This window comes from Corallococcus sicarius, from assembly GCF_003611735.1.
Classification (GTDB): Bacteria; Myxococcota; Myxococcia; order Myxococcales; family Myxococcaceae; genus Corallococcus; species Corallococcus sicarius.
This window is the reverse complement of the sequence record NZ_RAWG01000796.1, coordinates 1-381: the sequence shown is the minus strand read 5'-3', so window position 1 is coordinate 381 and position 381 is coordinate 1. Positions and strand designations below refer to the sequence as shown.

Annotated in this window: 1 pseudogene; it reads right to left on the bottom strand. The window is 74.0% G+C overall.

Annotated features, from left to right (window positions below):
- A pseudogene (locus D7X12_RS42190) lies at positions 1–381 on the bottom strand (hypothetical protein); the annotation flags it as partial.

The following is a 381-nucleotide window of genomic DNA, read 5'->3' as shown; positions in this document are numbered from 1 at the left end:
GCCTCCACCCTCTGGCCCTTGCGCCCGCGCCGCAGCACCACCGCGGTGGCGTCCAGGTGCGCCAGCGTCAGGGGCTTCGAGGTGCCTCCCACCCGCCCCCCGTCATGCACCGCCGACAGCGCCAGCGTGTAGCGTCCCGGGACAGGGGGCCGGCCCAAGAGGACGTGCTGCACGTCCAGGGCCACTTCCGCTCCCATCAGGCGCGCGCTCAGCACGTCCGAAGCGAAGGCCTCCGCGTACACCGGCCCCAGCGTCCCCGTCGCGATGACGCCGGCGGGGTGGGCGTCGGGGTTGACGCGGTTGCCGTAGCGCCGCACCAGGTGCCCGGACAGGAGGGAGTAGCCCTCCATCATCCCCAGCCACACCGAGTGGGGCGTGTCC